This window comes from Mesorhizobium huakuii (genome assembly GCF_014189455.1).
Taxonomy (GTDB): domain Bacteria; phylum Pseudomonadota; class Alphaproteobacteria; order Rhizobiales; family Rhizobiaceae; genus Mesorhizobium; species Mesorhizobium huakuii_A.
Genome location: NZ_CP050298.1, coordinates 269,478 through 289,788, shown reverse-complemented (window position 1 = coordinate 289,788; position 20,311 = coordinate 269,478). Strand labels below are relative to the sequence as shown.

Below are 20,311 nucleotides of genomic sequence, written 5' to 3'. Positions count from 1 at the left end.
CATCATGCCTTCCCTCGTTCATATGCTGGACGTCTTCGTATTGGTGAGGCTGCCGGTCGCAGTCTTTTCCCTTGCTTTCTGCAAGTCGATGCCGATGCCATGGTCTGGCTGCGTTCTCTCCATGGTCCCCAATAAGCGCCTTACGTATGCGCTATTGTTTGGATGCGTGCCGACATACATTTCCAGCACCATCAACGGCATTCCGCCTGTTAAGCCGTGTAGGCGGAGGCGACGATTTAGCCCTCAGACACGGATGAACCGGTTCGTGTTCCTCAACCTTCCAATACTTCAGCCTCGGGAACCATCTCGGCGTAACGACTTCGCCTCAATCCCCTTTACCTGCGGGCTACGTCACCCTGCCAGTTGACAGCAGGTCACCGCCGCTTGGGCTCATGCCCCCTCACAGCAGGGGACAAGGCACTTCTTCAAATCCTCCTTTCTCTCTTGCATTCCAGTCATACGCTTCCCCCTGTTCGGAGCGAGGCGCACTGTAGGTCTCGTCCGCATGCCATTTGCCGGTCACGGCGCGCTTGCGCCGGTTGAAGTGTTCCATCAGCAGCGGCGCGAAATGAACGACCCAGCGATGGATCGTTGAATGATCGACGCTAATGCCACGCTCCGCCATCATTTCTCGAAGATCGCGTAGGCTCAGTCCGTAGGCCAGATACCAGCGATTGCAAAGCAAGATCACAGATTGGTCGAAATGGCGGCCTTTGAACATCTCAACTCTCCGGGGAACACCGGAGCCCAATGCCATGCGCCTCGTTACCAAAGACTTTGCAACACATCCACATCAGGGGCATTGAATGTCATGATTAGATACAGCGGTCGCGATAAATCGGCGCAATCTTACATTTAAGCGCAGTGCGACACGAGTGCTGCGACGTTGGTGGCCATCGCAAGTAGTTCCTCGCGTCTCGTCGGAAATGCGACGTATTCGTTCATCAGTTACTGGTCCAAATTTCCCTCCCTATTCACACAGTTCGCCCTCTGGACGCTTCGCCCTGATGGCGGTGATCGATCATCGTGGCCCTCAGCCTTCGGATTGTTTCTCCGCCGAGTTCACGCTCGACACTGTCAATATGCCACTGCGTCTCAGGATGGGCGAGGAGAGCCGTCATTGTTCTCGCTTGGGTCTCAAGACGGATTGCGTATTGTTGGGGCGATAGGCCTCGCTTCTCCCAATGTGCCTTGAACGAGCCGAGATGAGCCCGAAGTTGTCGAGCCGAAAGCGCGTAATCTCGGGCGATGTCCGACGTTGATACGCCCACAAGGCGAAGCAGCATTGCTACCACCACGCCGGTCCTGTCTTTACCGGCCGTGCAGCAAACTATGGTCGTCTTCGCGGTCTGAGCGGCGTACGCGGCCGCTAGGTCTACGATGACGTTATCTGCAGAGGGCATTAGCCGCACATAGGATGAGAAATAATCCTGCCAAGTCGGGCGCACGACATCGAGGAGAAAGCTCGGGTCCGACAGAGGACGGTGCCAGAACTCCGCTCCCAGGCCTATCAACGCCTCGGGCATCCCTTCCCTGTCGATCTCCCGAGTCGTGCGCAGATCCAGGATTCGCAGTGGCCCATATTCGGCCATTAAATGCCGAGCGGTTGGCACATCCAAGTTGATCGGGGCCGCACTACGCAAAAGGCGCCTTGGGTTGACGAAACCGCCGTCCGCCACCCGTAGCCCACCGAGCCCACGCATATTTCGCGTGCCTTCCAGGCGGATCAATCGACTCGTCAATAGTGCCATTCTGAATAATCGTTGCCGCAGCGGCCCGACGATGCCGAAACACGATGCAGGAAGCGCGACCTACGATGTAGCCCGCTGATCAATACTGGCCCCGAGACTCGTCAACTGCCCGGCAAGATCCGCATAGCCGCGCCCCAGGTGTTCGACACCTTGGATGATTGTTTCGCCATCGATACCGAGGGCGGCCAGCACAAGGGTAGCGGCGGCCCGCAGATCATTGCCTCGGACCGTTTGCCCTGGCCGGGCCGCCCGGCCAGGGGTGATATGTAGGACAGGTCCATCACTGTGCATTTCGGCTCCCAGAGCCGTGAGGCCGCTGGCGTAGTCGAAGCGGTTGACCCATACATGCTCTTCTATCTTGCCCCCCTCTCTGTACCCGACAGGAGCAGCGCGAAGAATGGTTGACTGTCGCTGAATATTCCATGCGAAGAGACGCGAATGTCTATGCCGTTCATATGATCGGCCCGTAGGCTCAACCTCGACTGCTTCAAACGCTCGACGGTCAGGCCCATGCGATCAAAGCAGTCAAGTTCGGCGGCCAGTCCTGCCCATGTTTTGTCAGCGATCCCGGTCAGCCGGATGTCTGCTTGAAGGTAGGCGGCGAGCGTGAAGAAGGTCACGATTTCGATCGCGTCGGACGACACCTCATATTGGAACGCCTGGAGGCAAGGCCGCCCCTCAACACGCAAAACGTCGTCTCGATCCTCTATGCTCACCCCTGCGGCGATCATTCCGCCAATCAGGTCAGCCACGTCCGCCTTGCGATAGGGGCTGTGGATTTCGGTCACTCCAGCCGCCGTTGCAGCACACAAGAGCGCGGCTTTGGTGGCGCCCGAGTAGAGGGGACCGGTCAATCCCCCGCCATTGGACAGTTCCTTGGCAAAGTCAGCCATGTTGATGGTGCAGCCGCATAATTGCTTGCATGAGGCAGAGAGCATCCCGCCCTGGATTTCCGCAGTGGCGCCAAATCTTTGCAACACTTCCCGGATGTGCTCGAGGGGACGCTCTCCCCCCGCTGACGCCTCCCCGATCCTGCATCCACCGAACGGCCCGGCGTGGACCTCCCCTAACTTGCCGAGCAGCCCTGGAACCATGTAGAGAGAACCATGCACCCGGCGGGTCAGAGCACTTGGAAGCGTGCCGTTGGAAATTGTTGTCGGATCGACCAGCAATCGGCGACCTGCGCGATCGTGGCGAGCGGACGCACCTGCATGCACTAACAGTTCCGCGATCACTCTGACATCTTCGACGTCAGGAACGTTCGCGAGTTCGAAGGGCCCGCTGGCCAACATCCCGGCCGCCACGAGAGGCAGCGCGGCATGCTTAAAGCCAGAAATCTGTACCTCCCCAGCGAGGGGCCGTCCGCCGTTCACCACCCATGAGGATGTCATGATGCAGAGCCCGCTGTCATCAGCACGGCTCCCTTCTGGGTTTGATGCCTCTGGGTTCGGAACTGAGGAAATTCGGCTTGCCACCGGCGAACGATGGCCTCTTCGTCCGCCCGGTCCGCATCGTCCAGAAGGAGACAGGGCGATGGGCCGAGCTGTTTGGCAAAAAGCGGAAGCATCGGGTACCGGGCCAGCGCGCCGGTCTTGCGCGGCGGACCATCGACGACAAGAAAGTCATATGCGATGGCCGGAACATTGGAGATGTCGTACCAGTCCCACTGCTCGCCACCGATCACGTGCGTCTGTAGCGGAGCATCAATGACGGTGATGTTCTGGACGCCGTGCCGAACAGCCCATTCGCGGGTCAGCTGCGCATATTGGGGCAGGTGCTCCAGCGCATAGACATGGCCAGCCCAAAGCTGCATGCAGTGTCCTAGCAAAACCGTAGAGATACCACTGCCGGCCTCCAGGACGGCGCGCGGACGCCGACTTGTGGCCTCCGATACCAGAAGATCCGCAAAATCGGCCCCGATCGTGAATTCGCCTAGAGGGGGCAGGCCATCCCTAAGGCGGAATGGACAAACCCCATCGGCTGCGCTTGCAAACGCGCCCTCGCCGTCGACCGAAGACATTACAAAGCGCGGAACATGGCGGTCAGCACTTGTCGAAGGCGAGGTGCACCCTCACTCTCCTGCGTCCTGGTTACCATGTGCCAGGAATTATCGCTTCGCCGAAGTATAACCGACGAGTTCAGGACTGGCGGTATTTCGGCAACGACGTCCTTCTCTTGGTCTGATCCCAGGATACGAAGGCAGCCGCCCCATTCGCGCTCCCAGCCCGGATTGAGATTGAAAACCTGGGTGACGACCTTGTCCGGCTTATCCGTATGCGGGCCGAGCCATCCCCCCGGCGGGTAGTGCCACAGGGACAGTTCGAGATTGAGACCGCTCAGGTCGATACCAATCACTTCGCTCATGGCGGTGCGATATTCGCTGGACCTCAAGGCCCGGAGGAAATCCCGCCAGGCCGGCGTATATTTGTCGTCGTCTTCAGCATTTAGAGCCTTGCTTTCGAGGCGGTAAGGTTTTCTATGTCCGGGGTCGCCGCTGGGCCTTTCGCTGGCACTGAACCCCGCTGCGGGGATGGTAGCGGCGAGACGCTCGGCAAAACCGGGCGAAACAAATTCATCGACGACCGCCCAAAAATACGGGTCGTTCCGCCATTGTGCCCCTCGCAGGGAGTGTACCAGCTCACTGAAACTAGCGCTCATCATTGACCTCCGAAAAATGCACCAAAACGCAACGCCGAGGCGCGTTGGACGCGCTTTCGAGCATAGACACTGCATGCCAAGACTGACTTGATGGCAGCAGGACAACTGACATGTTGGGACGGGGAGGAACGCTCCTCACCACATCGTCCATCTTGTCGGAGCCCAGGATCAGAAGATCCCCCCCGACCAGTCGGTCTTGAGGGTGCTGCAGATAGACGATTTGGGTGAGGCGTTTGTCCGGACGGTCCAGATGCGGGCCAATCCAGCATCCTTCCGAATAAATCACGAACCGCACTTCGGCCAACGTCCCCCCAAAGGGACTTGCCGGTCAACTTCTCCAGGCCGGCTATATTGTGGTCGCCGACCAAGGCACTGACGGCCTCCTGCCAAAGTGGAGTCAGGCCATAATATTCCGGTTTCCGCTCCCCATTCTTCATCACCATCAAGTTGTATGTCTTGTAGCTTTTGGCGGAGGGCCCGCCGGCCTTCTCCGTCAGGACGAAACCATCGCAAGGAAAGCTATTAAATAACTGATCATAGGTCGCATATTCAAAGTAATCTACAATACATCCCCAATGGAATTTTTCACTATGGAACGAACAATTTTCAAATCGTAACGAAATATCCGCATAACTATTCATGACTCACACCAGAGATCTACGGATGCCAATTCGATTCATGACTTTGTGGCGCGATCAGCATGGTTCCCGAACAGCAGTTTGTAGAGCAGATCTTTCTGCTCACCCGAGTAAATATCCTCGACGAACATCTGGCGATTGAACCCACCAACCTCTTCCAGCGTCATATCCGCCTCGATCCTGTCGTATGGCGTGTAGACGGTCGGTCGCACGCGGCTGCCCTGTGCAAGGACCTCCGAAATAGTCTGATCGATCCCCTGGATGCTGTCGCCCGGCAACCCGACGATGACAAAGCAGTTCAACTCAACCCCAGAGGCGCGGCCCGCGCTGGCAAGCCGCCGAAATGCGTCTAGGCTATCTTGCTTGATCTTCGGCAAACTTCCCGCAGCGCCAACGTCCAGCGTCTCGAGGCCTATGCTCACCCGCACACAGCCGGCGCCCGCCATGGTGGCCAGAAGCTCGGGATCGAGATGGAACAACGTGGTGACGCATTTCCAGGGAAACCTCAGGCCGCGCCGCTCCTTTTCCGCACAGAATGCCCGAACCCACGCCTTCTTCAGTGTGAAGGTCGGGGCGTAGAACGAAACATATTCAAACGGCCCCTCGTCAAAGGATTGTTGGATATAGTCGAGGGTAGGCACGACCCCTGCGCGTCGTTCGCGTAATCCCTGCATGGTGGGAACGTCGCAATAAGCGCAGCCGACTGAGCACCCCCGCGCCAGGGGCACAACAAGCTCACGGCGTTCGGGAATGCCGCAGAATTTGTTCGAGTCCTGCTGGTACAGCCGGTCATACGCTCCGTAGGGAATATCCCGGACGTCGGGGAAAGCCCAATGCTCGGCATGGAGAAAAATCCCGGGGGCAGGTTTCCCGTAGCCGTCTTCCTGCCGGAGCGAGACGCCCGGTGGTATCGTCTTTCCGTCCGCAATCCAGTCGATGAAGCCGGCCACCGACGCCTCGTAGTCGCCTGCCGATGCAATGCCGTGGAATCCGAAGCGCTCAAAGAGGCCCGGAACCTGATTGGAAAGCCGGCCGAAGGTCATCACCTTGGCTGAGGGAGAAAATTCGCGCACGTAGCGCAGCATTCGCGGAAAGGTGTCGACGCCGTCAAAGTCGTTCAGCAGTGCTATGACGTCGAACTTCTGCACCAGGAGTTCAGCGATATCGCGCCAGGTTAAGTTCAGAGCTGCACAGTCCAGAGCAACTATTTCGTCCGAATGCCTCTGGCTTCTGAGGTAAGTAGAGACCTGGAAGATCGGAATATGATGCCCTGCATTGAAGTAACTAGGGATATATGGTGGAATAATGCATAGAACGCGCACGATATCTATCCGCCTAATATCTGCAAAATGTCACGAACTGATTTATAGCCATCGTGGCATAGCAGCCACTTGGAAGAAACATCTCTACGGTTACTTTGTTGCGCCCTTGATGAAACTCGTCGAGACCGTGTTCGACGACCCTGATCCGCGCCTGTATCAACCCCGGACGAACCTCGGGATCGACTTCTGGAAAGCCCGGCGCACACGAAAAACGTCGGAGCGGATGAGTCAGAGCTCGCTGGCGGATGCGCTCCAGCAGTCGAGGCTCTACAGTGAGGAGGCACTTCAGGGGTGGACGCGTCAGTTCCTGGACGCCAGCCTCACCGGCAATACTGTCTGCCAGCTGGGTGTTCCATTGATAGGACGAATAAGCCGCGTAATATAAACGCACAATTCGCGGGTCCAATTCGCAAAAGAATTGTTCGGCGCGGCCCGACCAGGATTGCGCCAACAGCGCCTCCTCCGCCCGTGACTGCCTCAACAGCGCCAGCGCTTCGTCGTAGGCGCCCGCATGCAGCCGGTCGCCAATCAGGTGAGTGGTCTTCGGACCGCCGGGAACGCCGAAGCGTTGCGTGTCGTAATAGTTGATGAAGACAAGTTCGCTCGATCTTCGCGACGCCAGCCTTGCGACTAGCTTCTCATCCAAATCCCGGATTGCGATCCTGAACGCGTTGCCGATCAGGTGGCCGACGCGGATCGCTCCGCCCTCGCGGCCCAGGCTCACTACTTGAATAAATTCGGACTTCCCTTCGTACGCAGCATTGAAGCTCTGCACGCTCTCGGCGGGCAGGTCAGCACCGACGCTAATGTGCTGCTCCGTGACGGCGTCTTCGTCCTTCAGCCCGGCATAGGCGACTACCTTGGCGTCCACTCCAGTCGCCTCGGCGAGCCGTCGAACGGCCTGAAACGTCGTGAAGCCCCGCTTACGCAGTAAAAAATACGGATGGACCTCGGAGGGACGCGCAGCCAAAGTTGGCATCAACACCTCTTGGACCAAAAAGTCCTCTGGCACAAATTTTAATCGATGATTGTACCCATCCCCAGGCAAGTTCAACAACTCCGGAGCTTTATTGGCGATCACTTGGTGACAGTTAGGTATGCGTTTGGCGTGTAGTGGATGTCAACCACTTACACATTGATATCTTCGAATATATTTTCAGATATTATTTGTTTTCGCTTGACCTTGATTTATGTAGAGGTAGATAATTCGGCATGTGAAACTCAAGCTATGACTCATAGGATGGAATTTCCCCGCCAATCTCAAGCAGCCGAATGCGATATTTGGCGGTTTCCGTTGCCGGAAGTCGGTGATCTCGCACGCCACAACCGCCTTCCCGCCAATCACGGGATCAATCTGCGAAGCTGCGAACTGCACCATCCCCGGATGACAGAGCTTTTGCGGGAGGTCGCGCCCGACACCGCGCATACCCAGTTCTACCCCTTTGCTAGCTTGGCCATAGGAGGGATCGGCCGGCGGCTTGGCGTTCCCTCGGAGCGGCTGACGCTGGCCGCAGGGTCCGATGCTCTGATCGCTGCGATTGTCGACGCTTTTGGGTCGGCCACCGGGCGCATGATTCTGCAGGTGCCCAATTACTTCGGCTGGGCGCACTATGCCGCGCTGCGAAAGCTTGACGTAACCCACGCGTCTATCAGGGTGCCGGATGCGATGGCGATGGGGTTTCAGGCGCTTCTGGATACATTACGGAGTAAGCCACCGTCGCTGGTGGTCATTTCCAACCCCAATAGCCCCACCGGTCACCTAATGTCCGGCAGTGAACTGATTGAGCTGGCCGAATCGTGCGGGCGACATCACCACCTGCTGGTGGTAGACGAATGCTTCGCAGCCTTCGCGGAAACGGACCACGTCGAGCTCCTCGGATCTTACGACCACGTCTTCCTGGTACGGTCATTCTCAAAGAGTTTGGGTCTGGCAGGCGCGCGGATCGCCGTCGGCATGTCGCCACCCCGTCTGGCTCGCCTTCTCGGTGCCTACAGAATGGACGGCGCTGTTTCAGGAGCATCCCTTCATATGCTTGAGGCCCTGCTCGGTCGGCCGGAGGAGCTCAAATCGATCTGGAAGGACATCATTCTGGCGCGCGAGAAATTCGGGGCAGCATTGGCGCTCCAGCGGCCGGGTTGGCGGGTGCTCCCGTCGGCCGGCAACTATGTGAATGTGGCCGTCCGCGGCTACGAGCCGGCCGAGGTCGTCAAGCATCTCGACACGCGTGGGGTCTATATCCGCGACACTAGCCGGGAGGTTGGTCTGGCTGGATGCGTCCGCTTCGGGATAGCGCATTGGCCGCTAATGCAGGGCGTGCTGGACGCCATCGCGGCTGTTCCGCCGCCTGCTGCTCAAACAAGTGACTGAAGGTTCCGTCGGTGCGTCAATGACAGACAGAGTTTTGTTCGCGAACGGCTGTTCTATGTGTTACGGAACCGACCTGTTCGACGATCCGAATACCGGGTTCTGCTTTGACAATGAGGCACGGTGGCGGGCCGCCTGGCCGGGTCAACTGGGGCGGCTGCTTGGCTATACGAGCGTCGTCAATGACGGATTTCCCGGCAGCTCCAACGACCGCATCCTGCGCTCGACCATTCGCTGGCTGGTGGAAGATGTCCCTGCGCTGAAAGCGGCCGGCGCGGAATTGCTGGTCGTGATCGGCTGGTCATCGCCGATGCGCCGGGAGTTCCATATTTCCGGCGAGTGGCGCCAGCTCATTCCATACCATGACTATACCGATGCGCCTGCGGCGATGATCAACCGAGCCTATCGTGAAATCGCGTGGAGCGATGAGGAATCGGCCATACGGTTCGCCACGCAGGTCCTGACGCTCAAATGGGCGCTCGAGCGTGCGAGCATCCCCTACCTGTTCTTCAATGCGCTTGAGAGTCTGGCCGACATTGACGAGCATTCGGGCGGCAGCCTGCAGCCCTATATGTCCCAGATACTTGATCGGCATTTTTTGGCTCCGGGCAAAATGGGGAGCCCGAGCGCATACAAGCCGCCGCGACGGTAAAGGCCTCGGGGGGGTCATCCTGACGGTGAGGGCCACATAGCATGGGCGGCTGCTCTTGCCGAGTATCTCCAGACGCAGGGGGTCGCCCAGAAAAGCGTCGGGTGCACGGGGATCGCCTATTCCGGAACGACCAAAGCCAGAATCCTCGATCGGAAGGTCGGCCTGCCGAAGCGGCCGGGCGCGGCCGCCGCAAGAAAGGCGCCGCCCGAGCCAGAGCGGCCGAAGGGCCTGGTTGAGCGTATCTTGGCGAGCCGGCGGCGGGATCCATTCATTTATGAGTAGGCCAACCGCTCCTGACATTGTCGGCGCGAGCTGTCTCAGTCATGATGCGGCGCTCGCGGTTGTCCGCGACGACGAGATTGTCTACGCGGCCCATTCGGAGCGTTTCAGCCGTCAAAAGATGGACCGGTATCTTTGCGATGGGCTTCTGGACGATGTGGAAGCCCATGTCCGCATCCCCTTCGAGATCGCCTATTATGAGAACCAGAACCTTAAGCGCAGCCGTGAACTGTTCGCCGGGCAATATCGCCGGCTGCTGACGACCCCCGGCGCTCGCAGCTATCTGGCGCGGTTCCCCTTGTTGCGAGGACGGCCTGTCGCGTCTCATGGTCATCATTTCTCCCATGCGTGCGGCGGCTATTTCACCTCGACTTTCCGGGATGCCAGCATCGTCGTCATAGATGGTATAGGCGAATGGGACACTCTTACGGCATGGCGTGCATCCGATCGCACGATCGAACGCGTGCTGACTGTTCGTTATCCGCATAGCATCGGCCTGTTCTATTCCGGCTTTACCGACCGTTGCGGCTTCCGGCCGAACGAGGAAGAATACATCATGATGGGCCTGGCGGCGTTCGGAGACGATCGATACGTTGACCACATTTTCGATGATTTCATCGCCGATCCTCGGCCAGACCGCTTGCGGTTCCGCCGGAACCTCCACCGGGGGATACGCGACTGGCGGACCGACCTCACCGATATCGAGAATATTGCAGCGAGTTGCCAAAGCGTGACCGAGCGGCTGCTGCGGGAAGTGTTCCAATGGGTGAGAACGGAGCTACCGAGCAAGAATCTGGTCTATTCCGGCGGCGTTGCGCTCAATTGCGTCTTCAACGGAATGTTGGCGCGAGAAGGCTGGTTCGACAACATATGGATCATGCCGGAACCGGGGGATGCCGGCAGCAGCCTCGGCGCCGCGCTCGCACAGCGCGGAGAATGGGTGCAGTGGCGCGGACCCTATCTCGGCCACGACATCGGCCGGGGACTCAATATCGACGGAGCGCTTCGCAGCCTGGTCAAGGGTAAGGTTATCGGCGTTGCGCATGGTCGCGCCGAGTTCGGGCCGAGGGCATTGGGCAATCGAAGCCTGCTTTCGGACCCGCGAGGTCCCGGAGCTAAGGAAAAGGTCAATCGGATCAAAAAACGGGAGCTTTTCAGGCCTTTTGCCCCCATCATTTTGGAGGAACATGCGCCAGAGTACTTTGAAATGCCTCTGCAGCGTGTCCCCTATATGCAGTTCGTCGCCAAGTGCCGAAAGCCGGAAGCGATTCCAGCAGTTTGCCATGTGGATGGAACCAGCCGCGTCCAGACCCTAAATGCAGCGCAGAACGCCTCAGTGCATCAACTTCTAAACGCATTCTACCAACAGACACGCTGCCCGTTGCTGCTCAACACCTCCCTCAACATCAAGGGGGAGCCTCTGGTGAACTCCGCCGAGGATGCCCGACGCTTCTCGGAATTGCATGGCATAGAGATTTTCTAGAGATCGCTTATGTTGTCCAAATCCCGTGCCAGCAGGATCAGCGTCTTCGGCTCTCCGGGTAGCGGAAAATCGACCTTTGGACGGCGGCTCGCTCATAGCCTCGATCTGCCCTTACTTGCCCTCGATGATCTCTACTGGGGGCCGAATTGGGAACGCCCGAACAAGCAAGATTGGCTCCACACCCTAAGAATGCAGCTTGCTGCCGAGGCCTTCGTCGTCGAAGGCGGATATGTCGAAACGATCGACATGCGCATCGAAAGAGCGGAGCTGGTCTATTTGGTTGAAGCGCCGGCCTGGCTTTGTGAATGGCGCTTTGTCGCTAGGGTCATGCGCATCGCCGGCGGTGACATGAGCCTTTTGCCGAAACGGGTTCCGCTAGATTCGCGCCCCACTCCCACGGCGAGGGGCGATTTCACCCGCATGCTGGCCAAAATAGCCAAATACCGCCAAGAGGTTAGACCGTTGATCTTGAGCGCCGCGAAACGGCACGGTGTCCCGCTTGTGGTCGTCGACAGCGGCATCAGCGCCCAATCCGGCCGGCTCGCTGCCCCAAGCCCATTCTAATATGACATGACAATCGGCGAGCGCGCAGATGGACAGTAGACAGCGGTTTGTCGGAGCTGCGGCGCGACTACGACCATGCGGCCTCCTTCCTCACCTCAGTAACGCCGTTCGGTGAGGGTCTGCGACGAGACGCGGCACAGATTCGACTAAATGTTCATCGCTAATCACCTCCTCAATGGGGGCGGCCAAGGAGCTGTTCAAATGGGGCCCTGTGAGCAGCGTTCGTACGTCGATGCGGGCCAGCGGTTTCGGCGCTTCTTCCGGTGACGCCGCTGCAAGATCGGTCATCGAGGCAGACTACAACGAAGCCCGACCGCGCGCAGAACGGGACGACACGAGTTCCAGGCCCTAACCCGCAAGGCCGTGACGCGGGTCGACCACCGTCAAGTGAGACACCACCCCGGTCGAGAATGGCGGCGGCCTCTGATGTTTGGTGAACCGACATTTGCCGATGCCATCCCGGACCGTCTGGTTCACAATGCTTATCGCCTCGAACTCGACGGGCCTTCAATGCGCCGCTCGAGTGACTCCACCGAAGAAGTTGACGAAGGCCACCGCGCCTGGCATCAAAACCATGCCTACGCGGCAACGATCCTAAGTGACCGGATACCCCGGAATGGTTCACCGGATGTTGTCGGAACAGCCGACCGGATGCGGCGGAATGCGCAATAGGGGGTAGAAAAGTTGATAGAAATTGTAATGCCCCGAGAGGAATGGCCTAATGAATTTGCAATCTTGAAGCAGTCCGTTATGCGCGCGGCACCTTCTGGTGCCTACATCCATCATATTGGTTCGACGGCCGTGCGAGGTCTTCCTGCCAAGGATGTAATCGATATTCAGCTTACGGTAGGTGACCTGTCTCAAGTGGACGATACTGCCTTTGCGCGAGAGGGATTTAATCGCGTACTAGGTAAAGTTGACCATAGCCCTCCAGGGCTGGACCTTCCAGAAAAGGATTTGCTTAAGCGCTTTTTTCAAAGCACTGACCGGAAAGCAAACTTGCATATTCGGGAAAAAGGTCGCTTTAATCAGCTCTATTCGCTCCTTTGCCGGGATTACCTGCGCACGCATTCATTAGCGGCTAGTGCATATGCACGCATAAAGCAGAGTCTCGCTAAATTACACCCCGATAACGCGGAGGCATATTACGAAATCAAAGACCCCGTGTTTGATATCATTATGGAGGCGGCGAACGAATGGGCGAAGAGCACGGGTTGGTCGGAGCCGCCACATGATTAGCCTTCGTAAGCCTTAAACCGGTACCCGGCTCTTCTGCTCATGGTGCCTTCAAGCGTTCCCCTCCGGCAGCGTCCAGAGCGCATCGATTGAGGGGGCGCTTTCTGGTCGACGCCATTGACAGCGTGGCCCCAGCGCACGCCAATCAATTTTCATCTGTTGAAAAAGACGTGCACTCACGTGCGAACTCTATCGTGAAGAACTCACCGTTCATTTCGGCGTCGCGCGCCATAGCGCCATAGCCTCCCAATTGACATAGTAGCGCAGAGAGTCGGGTATCGTGACGCTCTCGGCGGCCAGCTCTTCCATCTAATTGGCAAGGCTGGCGAACTGGCCGTTAAAACGGCTGAATTGGGACACGGGGAGGATTGGTTGCGTTCTGGTCAGGCAGCGAGAAAGGCGAACTGTTCGGCCAAGGGACGGATTGGGATTGAAGGCGTTCCAGCGCCTTTCTGGAGAAGCACTTGGCCGACGGCAGGTCGCGCTACGCGCTGAAATAGAATTCGACGCTGTCGATGGCGCGGTAGAGATACCGTCACGGCCCGCCTGGGCGCGTCGTCATGCCCGACGACTTGAACAGTTGGAGGTGAACGGATGGCGAACGCTGTCCGTTAAGCTATTGAATTCACTCGCCTTGAGTTTTCGGCGCGAAAATGTGTGGTAACAACATTTGATCTGCTAGCCGTATGTTGTATGGATGTGATGGCATTTATTCGCTAACAACGCTGGCATGTTTGTCGTTGAGAGAGTCGCGCGCGGCCACCGCTATCTTTACCTCGTGGAAAGTGTCCGCGACGGCAAAACCGTTCGCCAGCGCACGATAAAGGCGCTGGGCCGCAAGGATGCGCTGGTTGCCAGCGGCGAACTTGACAGATTGGCGGCCTCGATTGCGCGCCATGGCGAACGCAGCCTCATCCTGTCCGACATTGACGCGGGGCGAATTGCCTCTCGCCGCATCGGCGGTCCGCTGTTGTTCGGGCGGCTGTGGGAGCGGCTCGGGATCGGCGAGGTGCTGGAAGAGGTGCTGGAAGGGCGCCAGTTCGGCTTTGCGGTGGAACGGGCGGTGTTCGTTGGCACGCTGCATCGGCTGTTCGTCTCGGGCTCGGACCGCGACTGCGCGAACTGGATGGCCGATTATGGTATCGAGGGCGCCGAGGGTCTGGCGCTCCATCACTTTTACCGGGCAATGGCGTGGCTGGGCGAGGAACTCGGCGAAAAGGCGCAAGGCGCGCTGGTGGCGCGCTGCGTGAAAGACGCGATCGAGGAAAAGCTCTTCGCGCGCCGGCAGGACCTGTTCACCGACCTCAGCCTTGTGTTCATGGACACCACCTCGTTATCCTTCTACGGCGCGGGCGGCGAGACGCTGGGCAAGCGCGGGCATTCCAAGGACTTCCGCCCCGATCTGGCGCAAATGATCCTGGCGCTGGTCGTTGATGCCGAGGGCCGGCCGATCTGCACCGAGATGGTACCCGGCAACACCGCTGACGTGACCGTCCTGTTGCCGGTGGTCGATCGGCTGCGAACGCGCTTCGGCGTCACACGCGCCTGCGTTGTCGCCGATCGCGGCATGATCAGCGCCGATACCATCGCCGCGCTCGAAAAGCTGGGCATGGAATACATTCTGGGGGCCCGCGAACGCTCGATCAGCGTGATCCACAACGTCGTGCTCAATGACGCGGCACCGATGGTTCCGCTCGTTCTCGAGCGCCAGCGCGGTGAAACTCAGTTGTGGGTCAAAGAGGTCAAGGTCGGTAAAGACCGCTACATCGTCAGCCGCAATGACGCCGAGGCCGAGAAGGACAAGGCCGACCGCCAGGCGATCATCGCCGGCCTCGAGGCGCAGCTCAAGAAGGGCGACAAGGCACTGGTCGGCAACTCGGCCTACCGGCGTTACCTCAAGACCAGCGGCAAGAACTTCAAGATCGATGTCGGCAAGCTTGCCGAGGAAGCCCGCTACGACGGTATCACCGTGGTGCGGACCAACGCGAAGGTGACCCCGCTCCAGGCCGTGCTGCGGTATCGCGATTTGCTCGAGGTCGAGAGCCTGTTCCGCGCCGCCAAGGCAACCTTCAATACCCGGCCGATCTTCCACCAATCCGATGCCGCCATCCGCGGGCATGTGTTCTGCTCGTTCCTGGGGCTCGTACTCAGCAAGGAACTGTACCGCCTCTGCCGGGCCAAAGGCCTGACGCCCGGTTGGCAGCCGCTTCTACGCGATCTCGACCGCCTCCAGGAAGCCACCATCGAAAAGGATGGTCGCATCGTCACCACCAGAACCCACGTTACGGGCCAAGTGGGCAACGTCTTCAAGGCATCTGGCATCGCTCTGCCACACAACCTCGACGAACAACTCGCCTGAGATCATCCCCAAAATGTAGTGGTAACACGCGCCGGCGCGCGCCTAACGTGCTGATATAATAACATATTCTTACAGGCGGTGTTTAAGTGGGGTCATCGTTTTCGACGAGGTTGGAGTCGATGTCGACGCAGCCGTCGTCCAGGAACAGCCGGAAACCGGCTTGGCGTTTCAGCATATAAGCCATGGCCTCGCCGAGGTCGGACTTGCGCGAGACGCGCGCGGTCTGAGTTGTCAGCCAGGTGAAGAACTCGTCCACCAGCGGGCCGGACAGGTTCTGGCGGACAGCCCGGCGATGATCGGGGTCACAACCTCGGATGATGCTGTCCTCGATCTTGTAGAGGGCGGCGATGCGCAACAACGCCTCGTCGTTTGTAGGTCAGCACATTCCGGTGCCATCCCACACCAGGATTTTTACACGATCCCCGCGCTTCGAACGGAAGATCACGGTGACCCCGGAATTCGGATCAAGCTTCAACTCGGCCTGCACCATCAATGCCAGCGCCTGATGGTCACAGCGGAAGTCCACCGGGCGCGTCGCGATCAGGATCGGCAATCGTTGGCCCGCGACGATCATGCCGTCCCGCGCATCGCGCGCACCAAGGCCGCAGCCCGGTCAACCGGCACATCGCCGGGAACCCTCACTCCGAGGTCTGCGCCTATTTCTACTGTCACCATCGGCGTACTAGCGGTAGCAGTCTTCGGCTCTGTCGTAATTGCCAGTGGCACTAAGGCGGGTTCGAATGGGCCGCTATTCTCGCAAGGGCACGGCCGGCATCAGTTCCGCAGGCAGTGCCAAAGGACCGCGACAATCCGCGCCTTCAGACATTGGGCCATCCTCGGTTTCCACGACGCGGCTCGACAACTTCGCATCGCCCAACAAAGAACAAATCCCTCGCCATCCGCCATCCCAAAAATCCAGCTCCTGCCGAAAACCTTCTGGCAGAAACCTCAATGTTCAGAAACAAGCGAAATCAATGTGTAGGCGGCGCATACGCCGGAGTCATTATTTGACAATCAGATCGAGCAGGACCATCGGCGTATCAAGCGCCGTGTCCGAATGATGCTCGGCTTCAATCCCAGCAAGCGCCGACACTATCCTGCCTGGCATCGAAATGGCCCACATGATGCGCAAGCGACAGGTATCCATTGCGCTTCGACTTTTGACGAGTTCAGCATTGTCACATCTCATCACAAAGCGATACTCGATCAAACCCTTAATTGTCTAAGATACTTACATAAGTATCCGATAGTAATTTCGCCGTACGTAGAACAGGCTGAGAGATCCGATACCAGCCATGTACAGAAGCGAAATAATTGAATTAATTTTCACATATATTAACAGTTGTTTCGCATCTTTTTTCAAAGTTGGCAGGTTTGACGTGGTAACTTACATCCCCTGCGGCCGATGGCGCGGCGCTGCACACTGGGAAGAGAGGATTTGTATGCTCGAGGATGGACCCGATGCGCGCGACGCCAAGAACACAGGGAAGTAAGACAGGACAAGTATATGATCGCCTCAAGTCGGTGATAGTGCTCCAGAAACTTCCTCCACGCACACCGCTTGAGATGAAGAACATCGCCGAGAGTTTCGGCGTGAGCATCACCCCGGTGCGAGAGGCGCTGATACTGCTCGCCAACGAGGGCATCATTGCCAAGGACAGCACGCGAAGCTATGTCACGCGCGCACTTAACAGCCGTGAAGTCCAGAACGACTACGAAGCGGCGTTCATGATCGCCCGCTACTGCGTCGAAAACGCGATAAAGCCCTTCGTGGCCACCGGTTTACGTTTTGTCGATGCGAGAGTACCTGATAATCCAACCGCGCAAGATAATGCACAGATCGTCGCACTTGCAATTGAGGCACTCTATGAGCGTTTGGCCGGATTGACCGAGAACGAACGCATGGTGCGGCTAATGCTGGAGTTAAAAGATCGAACGAGTTTTGTTCGGCAACTGTACCTCCAGGACCAAGGACGTCTCGATGCAAGCATTTCCGCTATGACATCGTTCATCCAATACGTAGAGGTCGGTGAAATCGAAAAGGCAATTGGCAACCTTAAAAAGCAATATCAGAGAAAATACGATGTAATCCCCGATTTGGTTCGAGAAGGAAACATTTACGCGCTAGAAGCCGTTGATATATTTAATAAACAAGGTTAACCCGGCGCGGAAGGCGGAAGGAAGCTATAGCCGGCTCGCTTAAAAAGGTAGGGACGGTCGGATCTCTAAATAGCCGTGTGGGCGTTGTCACGTTGTTTGAAATGTGGCCGCGTGAGGCCGACACCGCGCTTTTCAGGCAGGCCGTGCACTCACGGCTTCCCACGCGGCCATGGCTTGGCGTCGATGGGTTCGAATTTGGGGTGGATTGAAAGTACATGTAAAAAGTTCACAGGGGCAGGTCGAAGGGCAATTGTTTCGGCACGAGTGGCGCAGGCCGGTCGTCCATGTCGAGTTCGTACTTTCCAAATCGGCGAATGTGCCGACGGGTGTAGGGACTGAGGGCAGCAGCAAGCTTCGGAGTGACGTGCAGGCCGTCATTGGCCATGGAAGCAAGAGCCTCGGTCAAGTCGGCGACATTTGAAAGCATGATAGCGTTCGCGACCAGGCTGGCATATTTGACCTGCTTTTCCTGCTCGACCGGATCCCCGCTCTTGATGATTGGACCGCCGAATGTGATCCAGTCGAGGAAATCATTGAAGGATTCGATTTTCGTGGTTTCGGCGCAGATGGTGCACCGGATGTCGGGATTGGCGATATAACGCAGCAGGAACAGCGTACGCTCGACCCGACCGAGTTCGCGGAAGGCTTGGTATAGCCGACTTTTCCGGTTGTGCGATCCGAGTTTGCGCAGCAACATGGAGGGTAGGACCAAGCCGGCCTGAATGGAGAGGACGACCTGCATCATGTCCTGCCAATGCGTCGAGATCAAGCTCCAGTCGATTTCGCGGGTGAAGAGCCTGTCAATATGCTGGTAGCGCACCGATTTGTCGGGCCGATAGAAGGTGGCGTCACCCCAATTGCGCATACGCGGCATCAGCATGATGCCGAGAAAGCGGGAAAGACCAAAGACAGGCTCGCTTTGACCCTGGGTGTCGGCATGGAGGATGTCCGGCTGGATTGTCGATCGGTTCTTCATGAGGCCGTCCAGGATATGGACCGCTTCCCAGACGCCGCAGGGGATGAAGGTGGTGAACAACGCGATATAGTTGTCAGCGATGTGATGATAGGCGATGCCACCATAGGCACCGTAACGGATATGCTGAGCACCCAGGAGGTTGTTTTCGCGAAGCGGGACGTGCGTGCCATCGGCGATCGCCGCCCGGCCGGCGCCCCAGATTTTCGGCAAGGGGAAGCGATTGTAGGAGCGTTGGTGCATGGATCCTTTGTCAACGGTTTGGCGATAGGCAGGCAGGATCGAAATCAGCTTGATTTGAGTGCCATGCCGTACAAACACAACGCAGATCGTCGTCATCACGTCGGAAAGATGACATTCAGGGTGACGAATTGGCGTGACTACGAAGCAGGTCTGCGCCGGCGTGGTAGCCTGACCTTATGGGTAACGCCGGAGGCACTGGCGGGATGGCGCGCTCCGCGACGCAAGACCCGCGGCGGCCAAGCCCAGCGTTGATGGTGTAGACGCCCGCGACGACCGCAGTGTGTGGCAAAGTGGAGTTGTTTAAACCACCATTGGAGATGGGCATCATGAGCGAAGTTCGTACGATCGGTTTGGATTTAGCCAAGAACGTGTTTCAGGTCCACGGGGCTGACGAAACAGGTGCTGTTGTGTTTCGCAAGCAATTGCGGCGCGGGCGGGTTTTGAAATTCTTTGGTGGCCTGCCACGGTGCCTGGTTGCGATGGAAGCCTGCGGAAGCTCGCATTTCTGGGCGCGTGAGATAGGGCATTTGGGACACGAAGTCCGTATGATCCCACCGGCCTACGTGAAGCCCTTTTTGAAGCGGCAGAAGAACGACATGGCTGATGCTGAGGCGATCTGCGAGGCGGCGCAACGACCAACGATGCGCTTTGTTGCCGTGAAGAGCGAAGAAAGACAAGCCGCAGCAGTGGTGTTGCGCACCCGCGATCTGCTGATCCGGCAGCGCACGCAGACCATCAATGCGCTGCGCGGCCACCTTGCGGAATTTGGTGAAGTCGTGCCGCAGGGTTTAAGCTTCGCTTCGAAACTGATTGCGATGATTGAGGATCCGCAAACGGCTCTTCCAGAAACTGCGCGGACTGCTCTGCGGTTTCTGACAGCAAGCTTGTCCCAACTGAATGATCAGATTCGCGTGCTGGATGCACAGATTGTGCGCCGGGCTCGTGAAGATGAGACCGCACGCCGGTTGATGACAGTTCCCGGAATTGGCCCATTGATTGCCACCGCACTGGTGGCTCTGGCGCCATCGCCTGAAACCTTCAAACGTGGGCGGGACTTCGCCGCATGGCTTGGGCTTGTGCCGCGACAACATTCGACAGGCGGCAAACAGCGTCTCGGCTCCACGACGAAGATGGGGGATCGATCTCTGCGGCGGCTCCTGATCATAGGGGCCAATAGCGAGCTTGTGTGGCGCGCCCGCAAGGGTGCAACACCAGGCACGTGGCTGGCCAAGATGCTGGCGCATAAACCACCGATGCTGGTGAGGGTGGCGCTTGCCAACAAGATGGCGCGAATGATCTGGGCTATCATGGCCAAGGGAGGAATATACAGAGCTCCGGTTGCTGCGGTCTAAAGCCAACGTAACCGAGGGGACGTCGCAGCGAGAGAGGTCATCGGAAGTATGGCGCAACGGTCGTGAGACGGGATCAGGAAAACCAGTGTGCACCAAAGTGTCTCAAGAGCACGCGGCGTTGATTTGGACCTGACCTGCGAACACCATAAGGGCCCGCGGCATGTGTGAAAGCCGCAACACAGGCCGGACACATGTCAGCACCCGACAACGCGCAATGCCAACTAAAGATTCCTCTTGCCAAACGGGCGTCTACACATGGTGCATGGATCCTTTGTC

General features: G+C 58.1%; 17 protein-coding genes and 7 pseudogenes. 11 read left to right on the top strand and 13 right to left on the bottom strand.

Annotated features, from left to right (window positions below):
* Positions 1 to 490 precede the first annotated feature (490 nt).
* From HB778_RS37730 to truD, 9 genes and pseudogenes are all read right to left on the bottom strand, one after another.
* A pseudogene (locus HB778_RS37730) lies at positions 491 to 721 on the bottom strand (IS6 family transposase); the annotation flags it as partial.
* A 253-nt stretch (positions 722 to 974) separates the two neighbouring features.
* Positions 975 to 1,751, bottom strand: coding sequence for a tyrosine-protein phosphatase (locus HB778_RS37725; RefSeq protein ID WP_183454893.1), 777 nt, complete (start codon positions 1,749 to 1,751; stop codon positions 975 to 977).
* Between the two features lie 60 nt (positions 1,752 to 1,811).
* Positions 1,812 to 2,054: a hypothetical protein gene (locus tag HB778_RS43695; protein ID WP_432421293.1), complete on the bottom strand. Its 243-nt coding sequence runs from the start codon at positions 2,052 to 2,054 to the stop codon at positions 1,812 to 1,814.
* 50 nt (positions 2,055 to 2,104) lie between these two features.
* Entirely contained in the window at positions 2,105 to 3,142 is a 1,038-nt protein-coding gene (locus tag HB778_RS37715; RefSeq protein ID WP_183465536.1) for a hypothetical protein, read from the bottom strand.
* Positions 3,139 to 3,564 (bottom strand): hypothetical protein, encoded by a 426-nt coding sequence (locus HB778_RS37710; protein WP_244662100.1) that lies wholly within the window; start codon positions 3,562 to 3,564, stop codon positions 3,139 to 3,141. The genes HB778_RS37715 and HB778_RS37710 overlap by 4 nt, the downstream gene beginning before the upstream one ends.
* A gap of 206 nt (positions 3,565 to 3,770) precedes the next feature.
* On the bottom strand, positions 3,771 to 4,409 hold the full coding sequence (locus HB778_RS37705; protein ID WP_183454896.1) for a 2OG-Fe(II) oxygenase: 639 nt from the start codon (positions 4,407 to 4,409) through the stop codon (positions 3,771 to 3,773).
* Complete coding sequence (locus tag HB778_RS43690) at positions 4,399 to 4,695, bottom strand: 2OG-Fe(II) oxygenase (protein WP_432421292.1); 297 nt, start codon at positions 4,693 to 4,695, stop codon at positions 4,399 to 4,401. The genes HB778_RS37705 and HB778_RS43690 overlap by 11 nt, the downstream gene beginning before the upstream one ends.
* 390 nt (positions 4,696 to 5,085) lie before the next feature.
* Positions 5,086 to 6,195, bottom strand: a complete 1,110-nt coding sequence (locus tag HB778_RS37695) for a B12-binding domain-containing radical SAM protein (protein WP_183454898.1) — start codon at positions 6,193 to 6,195, stop codon at positions 5,086 to 5,088.
* Positions 6,196 to 6,382: 187 nt separating this feature from the next.
* A complete protein-coding gene (gene truD / locus HB778_RS37690) occupies positions 6,383 to 7,450 on the bottom strand; it encodes a tRNA pseudouridine(13) synthase TruD (protein WP_183465534.1) in 1,068 nt (355 codons plus the stop codon).
* 159 nt (positions 7,451 to 7,609) lie between these two features.
* Here truD and HB778_RS37685 point away from each other — a divergent pair, with 159 nt between their 5' ends.
* The 6 genes and pseudogenes from HB778_RS37685 to HB778_RS37660 all read left to right on the top strand — a co-directional run bounded on the left by HB778_RS37685 (position 7,610) and on the right by HB778_RS37660 (position 12,951).
* On the top strand, positions 7,610 to 8,737 hold the full coding sequence (locus HB778_RS37685; RefSeq protein ID WP_183465533.1) for an aminotransferase class I/II-fold pyridoxal phosphate-dependent enzyme: 1,128 nt from the start codon (positions 7,610 to 7,612) through the stop codon (positions 8,735 to 8,737).
* Positions 8,738 to 8,771: 34 nt separating this feature from the next.
* Positions 8,772 to 9,386 (top strand): DUF6071 family protein, encoded by a 615-nt coding sequence (locus HB778_RS37680; protein ID WP_183465532.1) that lies wholly within the window; start codon positions 8,772 to 8,774, stop codon positions 9,384 to 9,386.
* A 274-nt stretch (positions 9,387 to 9,660) separates the two neighbouring features.
* Positions 9,661 to 11,148, top strand: a complete 1,488-nt coding sequence (locus tag HB778_RS37675; protein ID WP_183454902.1) for a carbamoyltransferase family protein — start codon at positions 9,661 to 9,663, stop codon at positions 11,146 to 11,148.
* A gap of 9 nt (positions 11,149 to 11,157) precedes the next feature.
* Positions 11,158 to 11,712 (top strand): hypothetical protein, encoded by a 555-nt coding sequence (locus tag HB778_RS37670; RefSeq protein WP_183454903.1) that lies wholly within the window; start codon positions 11,158 to 11,160, stop codon positions 11,710 to 11,712.
* A gap of 426 nt (positions 11,713 to 12,138) precedes the next feature.
* Positions 12,139 to 12,231, top strand: a pseudogene (locus HB778_RS42320) (AAA family ATPase); the annotation flags it as partial.
* 165 nt (positions 12,232 to 12,396) lie between these two features.
* Complete coding sequence (locus tag HB778_RS37660) at positions 12,397 to 12,951, top strand: GrpB family protein (RefSeq protein WP_244662097.1); 555 nt, start codon at positions 12,397 to 12,399, stop codon at positions 12,949 to 12,951.
* 433 nt (positions 12,952 to 13,384) lie between these two features.
* On the opposite strand, the pseudogene HB778_RS41095 reads toward HB778_RS37660, so the two are convergent.
* A pseudogene (locus HB778_RS41095) lies at positions 13,385 to 13,480 on the bottom strand (IS6 family transposase); the annotation flags it as partial.
* Between the two features lie 198 nt (positions 13,481 to 13,678).
* Between HB778_RS41095 and HB778_RS37655 the strand changes: the two are divergent.
* Positions 13,679 to 15,307 carry an IS1634 family transposase gene (locus HB778_RS37655; protein WP_183465531.1) on the top strand — a complete coding sequence of 543 codons (1,629 nt, stop codon included), beginning with the start codon at positions 13,679 to 13,681 and terminating at the stop codon, positions 15,305 to 15,307.
* A gap of 97 nt (positions 15,308 to 15,404) precedes the next feature.
* On the opposite strand, the pseudogene HB778_RS37650 reads toward HB778_RS37655, so the two are convergent.
* Positions 15,405 to 15,683: pseudogene (locus HB778_RS37650) on the bottom strand (IS66 family transposase); the annotation flags it as partial.
* Complete coding sequence (gene tnpB / locus HB778_RS37645; RefSeq protein ID WP_183454906.1) at positions 15,684 to 15,881, bottom strand: IS66 family insertion sequence element accessory protein TnpB; 198 nt, start codon at positions 15,879 to 15,881, stop codon at positions 15,684 to 15,686.
* A gap of 403 nt (positions 15,882 to 16,284) precedes the next feature.
* Between tnpB and HB778_RS42310 the strand changes: the two are divergent.
* Both HB778_RS42310 and HB778_RS37635 read left to right on the top strand, forming a co-directional pair.
* Positions 16,285 to 16,533 (top strand): annotated as a pseudogene (locus HB778_RS42310) (DDE-type integrase/transposase/recombinase); the annotation flags it as partial.
* Positions 16,534 to 16,768: 235 nt separating this feature from the next.
* Positions 16,769 to 17,467 carry a GntR family transcriptional regulator gene (locus HB778_RS37635; protein WP_183454907.1) on the top strand — a complete coding sequence of 233 codons (699 nt, stop codon included), beginning with the start codon at positions 16,769 to 16,771 and terminating at the stop codon, positions 17,465 to 17,467.
* Positions 17,468 to 17,693: 226 nt separating this feature from the next.
* Here HB778_RS37635 and HB778_RS37630 read toward each other — a convergent pair.
* A pseudogene (locus HB778_RS37630) lies at positions 17,694 to 18,671 on the bottom strand (Tn3 family transposase); the annotation flags it as partial.
* Positions 18,672 to 18,746: 75 nt separating this feature from the next.
* Here HB778_RS37630 and HB778_RS37625 point away from each other — a divergent pair.
* Positions 18,747 to 18,923 (top strand): annotated as a pseudogene (locus HB778_RS37625) (IS5/IS1182 family transposase); the annotation flags it as partial.
* 86 nt (positions 18,924 to 19,009) lie between these two features.
* Entirely contained in the window at positions 19,010 to 20,035 is a 1,026-nt protein-coding gene (locus tag HB778_RS37620; RefSeq protein WP_183455345.1) for an IS110 family transposase, read from the top strand.
* Positions 20,036 to 20,311 lie beyond the last annotated feature (276 nt).